Genomic DNA, 6,440 nt, shown 5'->3' with positions numbered 1-6,440 from the left:
GTCGATCCCCTTGCGGTCGATGGTCTTGATGCCCCGCGCGCTGACGCGCAGCGTGACGTGGCGCCCGAGCGAGGGCACCCAGTAGCGCTTCTTCTGGATGTTGGGGTCGAAGCGCCGCTTGGTCCGCGCACGAGGCGGTACGTGCCGTTGACCGGCTCGCGCCAGCCGTCGCGGGCACGCGGGGATCCCCACATCCCGGTGACGGGGTCGCGGTGCTCGACGAGCCACCCGACGAGCGTCTCGCGCGCGCCGTCGGGCACCGCGACGCCGGTCTCGCGCGCCCACGTCAGGGCGGTGCCGACCGTGTCCACGACGGCGCCCGCACCCCACGCGTTCGCCTGCCACGGCAGCGCGGCGAGCCGGCGCGCCACCTCCTCCGGGGACGCCGCAGCGCCGGGGACGGCCGGCAGGGCCGCGCCGAGGAGGTCGAGCGCGTACCCGACGCACAGCACGTGGTACCCCTCCGGGTCGGCGGGCCACGCGTCGTCGGGCACCGCGCGAGGGACCGGGCCGGCCTCCGTCCCGAGCTCCGGGATCCGGCCCGCGGCGTCGACGAGACCGGCGAGCCGCGCGACGTGCTCGTCGCGCGGCAGACCGGCGGGCACCCCGCCCGCGAGCGCCGCGAGCTCGACGGCGTCGCAGTGCGCGCGGACCGTCGGTGCCGCACCGGGTGCGTCGCGGTACCGCTCGCCGTCGAACGCGTTCTCGACGAGCCCGGGGAGCGCAGCCAGGACGTCCGCGCCGAACCGCTCGAGGCGGCGCGCGCGGTGGGCGTCCGGGTCGGGACGTGTCCGCTCCGAGGGCGGCTCCGTGCTCTGCGGCGGGCGCTCGCCGGTGCGGCGGTCACGGACGACGCGCGCCGGGTTCCCGACCGCGACGGCGTACGGCGGCACGTCGCGCGTCACGACGGCGCCCGCCCCGATCACCGCGTGCGGGCCGACCGTGACGCCGTCGAGCACGACGACGTGCGCACCGATCCACACGTCGTCGCCGATCGTGATGCCGCGCGAGGTCAGGCCCTGGCGGAAGACGGGGACGTCGACGCGGTCGAAGGCGTGGTCGAAGCCGAGGACGCTCGTGCGGCTGCCGATGCGCACGCCGTCGCCGATGGTCACGCGTCCGCGTACCGCGGCGGCGACGTTGACCGAGCAGTCGGCGCCGATCTCGACGTCGCCGGTGACGTGGGCGTGGGCGGCGACGTAGCTGCGGTCGCCGAGCGCGAACGTGTCGGCGTCGACCTCGGCGAGGTCGGAGACCACGCACCCCTCCCCCACCGCGTGGCCCGCCGCGCGCAGGGCGGCCACCCGTGCGTCGTTGGCGGCGCGCCGCTCCGGGGAGGCGGAGGACTCGAACGTCCAGGGGGCGAAGTCGGGGGTCAGGGCGCCGGGCACGCGGCCCACTGTGGCACAGACGGCTCCGCGAGACAGAGGGAATCCGGCGAGACAGAGGGCGATCGCCCTCTGTCTCGCGCGGATCCCTCCATCTCGCGGGAGTTGACCCGTCAGACGGCGGCCGGGGCCGTCTCGCGCGCGAGCCACCCGACCAGCCGGTCCGGCCGGTCGGTGATGATGCCGTCGACGCCGAGGCGCACGGCGGCCTCCCAGTGCTCCGGCTCGTTGAGCGTCCACACCATGACCTGCAGGCCGGCGGCGTGCAGCCGGTCCACGAGGTCGGGCTGCTCGACGAGCAGGGTGCCGAGCGGGTTGCACGTCATGACGCCGAGCTCGGCGCAGCGGTCGAGCAGGTCCTCGTCCGTCTGGAAGACGAGCAGCCCGCGCCGCAGCTCCGGGTCCGCCTCGGCGAGCGCCGCGACGGTCTCGGGCCAGAAGCTCTGCCCGATGACCCGCTCGGTCAGCCCGGCCGCGCGCAGCGGCTCGGTGACCTTGCGCACCTGCTCCGTGGTCCACGACCCCTTGACCTCGAGCAGCAGCTCGATGCCGGGCCGGGACAGCAGGAGGTCGATCACCTCGGCGAACGTCGGCACGCGCTGGCCCGCGAAGGCCGGCGAGAACCACGAGCCTGCGTCGAGCGCCAGGACGTCCGCGAGCTCGAGGCCCGCGAGCGCGCCGGTGCCGTCCGTCGTCGCGTCGACGGTGTCGTCGTGGATGACCACGACCTCGCCGTCGGCCGTGAGCTGGACGTCGATCTCGATGCTGCCGGCTCCCGCGCGCCACGCCGCCTCGAACGCGGCGAGCGTGTTCTGCGGGGCGACCGCGCTGTTGCCGCGGTGCGCGACGACGAGCGGCGCGCCGGCGGTGGCGGGGGTACCCGTCGTCACAGGTAGGGCTCCACGTTCTCCTCGTACGCGCGCTCGATCTGCGGCGTGATCGACTCGAAGGCCGTGGCCGGGTCGGTGCCCTCGATGACGATCTGCTCGATCGCGTCGTTGAGGAGGGCGTCCGCGCCGGGGACGAACACGCGCACGTCGTCCTGGATGCGTGCCTTGTCGGCGAGCTGGTCGACAGCGGTGCGGAACTGCGGCGTCTGCTCGTAGATCGCCTTCATGGTGTCGCTCTCGACCGCGGAGGTGCGGACGGGCATGTAGCCGGTGCTCTGCGAGAAGAGCGCGGTGTTCTCGGTGTTCGTGAGGAACTCGAGGAACATGGCCGCGGCGAGCTGCTTCTCCGGGGTGCTGGAGGACGAGATCGCGACGCCGGTGCCGCCGGTCGGCGTGCCGCCGCCCGCGGGGCCGTCGGGCAGGTACGCCGTGCCGACCTCGAACGTGGCGGCGTCGAGCGCGCCCTTGAGCGAGCCGGTCGAGCCGATCGTCGAGGCGATGAGGCCGGACGAGAAGTCCGTCATCGCGTTCTCCGCGGAGAGGGTGGCGACCCCGGACTCGTGGAACAGGTCGTGCAGGAACTGGCCGCCCGCGAGCGACTCCTCCGTGTCGAGCGTGAGGTCGAAGCCGTCGGAGTACGCGCCGCCGTGGCCCCAGATCATGTTCTCGAACCACCAGGCGCCCCACGACGGGCCGGTGTTGAGGCCGAAGGTCGAGCCGCCCTCGGGCACGTGCGCGCTGAGCGCGGCGTTCCACTCCTCGAGCTCGGCCCAGGTCTCGGGGCCGCGGTCGGGGAGGCCGGCGGCCGTCCACATGTCCTTGTTGTAGTAGAACAGCGGCGTCGAGCGCGCGTACGGCACGGCCCAGTGCTGGTCCTCGTACTCGTAGTCGGCGTAGAGCGCGGGCTGGAAGTCGTCCGCGTCGGCGTCGAGGTGCTCCATGACGTCGTCGAGCGGCATGATCTGGTCGTTCAGGTGGTAGCGGAACCACCAGACGTCGGACGCGATGACGAGGTCGGGCATCTCGTCCGTCTGCGACGCGGCCTGGAAGCGCTGCGCCACCTCGTCGTAGTTGGCGCCGGCGGTGACGAGGTTGACCTTGATGTCGGTCTCGGCCTCGAACTCGTCGATGATCTGCTGCTCGATCTCCTGCGACTGGCCCGGGTGGTTGCTCCACCACGTGATCTCGGACGCCGGCTCGACGGACGCCCAGTCGACGGACTCCTCGGTCGCCTCGTCGGAGCCGCCGGACGACCCGACGCTCGGGCCCGCGCACGCGGTGACGGTGAGGGCCGCGACGGCCGTGAGCGCGGCTGCGGCGTACCGGCGCGACGCGCGCCGGACAGGACGGTGGGACACGGGTGCTCCTTCAGGTTCGTGCACCGGGTCGGTGCGCGGGTCAGGGTGCTCGGGGTCCGAGCGGGGGGTGCGCCCGACGTCGCCGGGCGCGGGTTCGGGTGCGGGCGTCAGCCGGTGACGGCGCCCGCGGTGAGGCCGGCGACGAGCCGGCGCTGCAGCACGAGGAAGACGAGCAGGATGGGGAGGGTCACGACGACGGTCGCGGCGAGCAGCACGCCCCAGTTCGTCATGCCGTCGATGTTCTGCAGCAGCGTGAGGCCGACGGGAAGCGTCATCTTGGCCGGGTCGTCGATGACGAGGAACGGCCACAGGTAGTCGTTCCACTCGGTGACGACGGACACGAGCGCCACCGCGGCGACGGTCGGCGTGCTCATCGGCACGACGAACCGCCACAGCTTGCGCCAGTGGCCGGCGCCGTCGAGCTCGGCCGCCTCGAGGATCGAGCGCGGCAGCGTGAGGAAGTGCTGGCGGAAGAGGAACGTGCCGAACGCGCTCGCGAGGCCCGGGACGAGGATGCCCTGGTACGTGTTGAGCCACCCGAGGCTCGCGACGAGCGTGTAGTTGGGGATGATCGTGATCTGCGGCGGAATCATGAGCGTCGCGATGACGAGCCCGAACACGGCCTTCTTGAACGGGAACTCGAGGAACACGAGCGCGTACGCGCAGCACAGCCCGAGCACGACCTTGAGGGTCGCCCCGACGATCGTCAGGCCGGCGCTGTTCGCGAGGAGACGGCCGAGCGGGATCGACTCGGCGGCCTGCGCGTAGTTGTCGAGCTCGAGCTGACCCGGGAGCCACTGCAGCGGCAGCTGGTAGAGCTCGTCCGGCGTCTTGAAGCTCGCGAGGGCCATCCACACGAGCGGCGCACCGAGCGCGATCGTCGCGAGGATCATCGTCAGGTAGCTGCCGACGGGCAGGCGACGACGGCGGCGGCGCGGGGCCGCCCCGGACGCGCCGGCCGGGCGGGGCGACGTCGTGCCGGAGGAGGACCCGGGCTCGGTGCGGTCGGTGGGCTCGGCGGGGCGCTGGGTCGTGGCGACGCTCATGAGTAGTGGACCTTCCGCTGGACGAAGCGCATCTGCACCGCCGTCACCGCGAGCAGCACGAGGAACAGGACGGTGGCGACCGCGGACGCGTAGCCCGCGCGCCCGTTGACGAAGCTCTCCTCGTAGATCGAGTACATGAGCGTCGTCGTCGAGCCGAGCGGGCCCCCCTGCGTCATCGCCTTGATGATGTCGAACGACTGCAGCGAGCTGAGCAGCATCGTCACGAGGAGGAAGAACGTCGTGGGCGTGAGCAGCGGCAGCACGATCGAGCGCAGCGTGCGGGCGGACGACGCGCCGTCGAGCGCGGCCGCGTCCTTGAGGTCCTTCGGCACGGCTTGCAGGCCCGCCAGGTAGATGAGGGCGACGTACCCGAGGTTCTTCCACAGGTAGACGATGATCACCATGACCAGCGGCCAGGGCCGCTCGGTGTACCACTGCGGCGACGGCAGCCCGACGAGCCCGAGGAGCTCCTGGACGAGCCCGTAGCGCGGGTCGAACATGAACAGCCACAGGATGCCGACGGCGAAGCCGGAGAGCACGTACGGGGCGAACGCCACGGTGCGGGCGAAGCCGCGGCCGGCGAGCTTTCGGTCGAGCAGCAGCGCGAGCCCGAGGCCCAGCACCATCGCGCCGCCGACGGTCGCGACGGTGAACACGAGCGTCGCCGTCACCACCGTCGGGGTGCTGGGCGCGGTGAACCACTCGACGTAGTTGCCGAGCCCGATGGGGCGGGCGACGGGCGAGCCGAGGTTCCACTGGAGCGTGGACAGGTACAGGCTCTGCAGCAGCGGCCGGTACACGAAGACGAGCAGCAGCAGGATGTTCGGGCCGCCGAGGAGCAGCGCCCACAGGAGGGCGGTGCGGCGCCGGCGGGCGCCGAGTCGGCTCCTGCGTGCGGGGGGCCCGGAGGCGGGGCGCTGGTCGCGCCCCTCGGAGGCCGGGAGGGCCTGCGCGCCGGGCGCAGGCAGGGTGTCGGCAGTGGTCACAGCGATGTTCCGCTCACACGGGGATGGGTCGTCGGCCGGGTGGCCTCGCACATCTTGGAACGCCCGCAAGCCGGGTTGTGGGGGTTTGTCCCCGCCGTCTCGCAAGGTTCCGGAAGCGTTCACCTCGAGGAACCGGCGGCGTCATCTGGACCGGGCCGATTCACCGGCGCGCCATGTGTCTGACCCGTCGCCGCAGGTCACGGCTCGGTAACGGTCGGCCGGTGCACGCGTCGGCACGCAGCTCGGGCAGACTGTGCCCGTGCCGTTCGCCGTCCTCGACCTCGAGACGACCGGGTTCTCCCCGCGTCTCGGCGACCGGGTGGCGGAGGTCGCGGTCGTCCTCGTCGACGACGCGGGGCGCGTCGAGGGTGAGTGGTGCACCCTCGTGAACCCGGAGCGCGACCTGGGGCCGCAGCGTGTCCACGGCATCGCCGCCGCGGACGTCGCGCTCGCCCCGACGTTCGACCGCGTCGCCCCGGAGCTCCTGCGGCTCCTCGCCGGCCGCGTCCTCGTGGCCCACAACGCGGCGTTCGACACGCGGTTCCTGCGCGCCGAGCTCGGCCGCGCGGGCGTCCCGGCCGCGATCGACCCGCTCGCGTGCCTGTGCACGCAGCAGCTCGCCGGCCGCTACCTCGCCGGCTCGCGCGGGCTCGCCGCGTGCTGCGCCGCGGTCGGCGTCGTGCACGACGGCGTCCACTCGGCCCTCGGGGACGCGCGCGCCACCGCGGGTCTGCTCGGGCACTTCCTCGACGTCGCGGCGGACGACGAGTGC

The 6,440-nt window shown here is 73.2% G+C and carries 6 protein-coding genes; 1 reads left to right on the top strand and 5 read right to left on the bottom strand.

Annotated features, from left to right (window positions below; translation table 11 throughout):
* The 5 genes from rpmB to JZ5iCDA_RS14485 all read right to left on the bottom strand — a co-directional run.
* The coding region (rpmB, locus tag JZ5iCDA_RS19045; protein ID WP_171905395.1) for a 50S ribosomal protein L28 at nucleotides 1-165 on the bottom strand (165 nt) is incomplete at its 3' end.
* A 1,336-nt stretch (nucleotides 166-1,501) separates the two neighbouring features.
* The gene (locus tag JZ5iCDA_RS14500; RefSeq protein WP_069387802.1) at nucleotides 1,502-2,278 is read right to left on the bottom strand and encodes a glycerophosphodiester phosphodiesterase; all 777 of its coding nucleotides are present in this window, start codon (nucleotides 2,276-2,278) and stop codon (nucleotides 1,502-1,504) included.
* Nucleotides 2,275-3,636 carry an ABC transporter substrate-binding protein gene (locus JZ5iCDA_RS14495; protein ID WP_069387801.1) on the bottom strand — a complete coding sequence of 454 codons (1,362 nt, stop codon included), beginning with the start codon at nucleotides 3,634-3,636 and terminating at the stop codon, nucleotides 2,275-2,277. The genes JZ5iCDA_RS14500 and JZ5iCDA_RS14495 overlap by 4 nt, the downstream gene beginning before the upstream one ends.
* 107 nt (nucleotides 3,637-3,743) lie before the next feature.
* The gene (locus JZ5iCDA_RS14490) at nucleotides 3,744-4,682 is read right to left on the bottom strand and encodes a carbohydrate ABC transporter permease (RefSeq protein ID WP_069387800.1); all 939 of its coding nucleotides are present in this window, start codon (nucleotides 4,680-4,682) and stop codon (nucleotides 3,744-3,746) included.
* Nucleotides 4,679-5,668, bottom strand: coding sequence for a carbohydrate ABC transporter permease (locus tag JZ5iCDA_RS14485; protein WP_083260040.1), 990 nt, complete (start codon nucleotides 5,666-5,668; stop codon nucleotides 4,679-4,681). Before JZ5iCDA_RS14485 ends, JZ5iCDA_RS14490 begins: the two co-directional genes overlap by 4 nt.
* Before the next feature lie 259 nt (nucleotides 5,669-5,927).
* Between JZ5iCDA_RS14485 and JZ5iCDA_RS14480 the strand changes: the two genes are divergently transcribed.
* A partial coding sequence (locus JZ5iCDA_RS14480; RefSeq protein WP_171905394.1) for a 3'-5' exonuclease occupies nucleotides 5,928-6,440 on the top strand: 513 nt, incomplete at its 3' end.

Origin of the sequence: Cellulosimicrobium cellulans, from assembly GCF_001722485.1 — a bacterium.
GTDB lineage: Bacteria > Actinomycetota > Actinomycetes > Actinomycetales > Cellulomonadaceae > Cellulosimicrobium > Cellulosimicrobium cellulans_A.
This window is presented reverse-complemented; position numbering and strand designations above follow the sequence as displayed.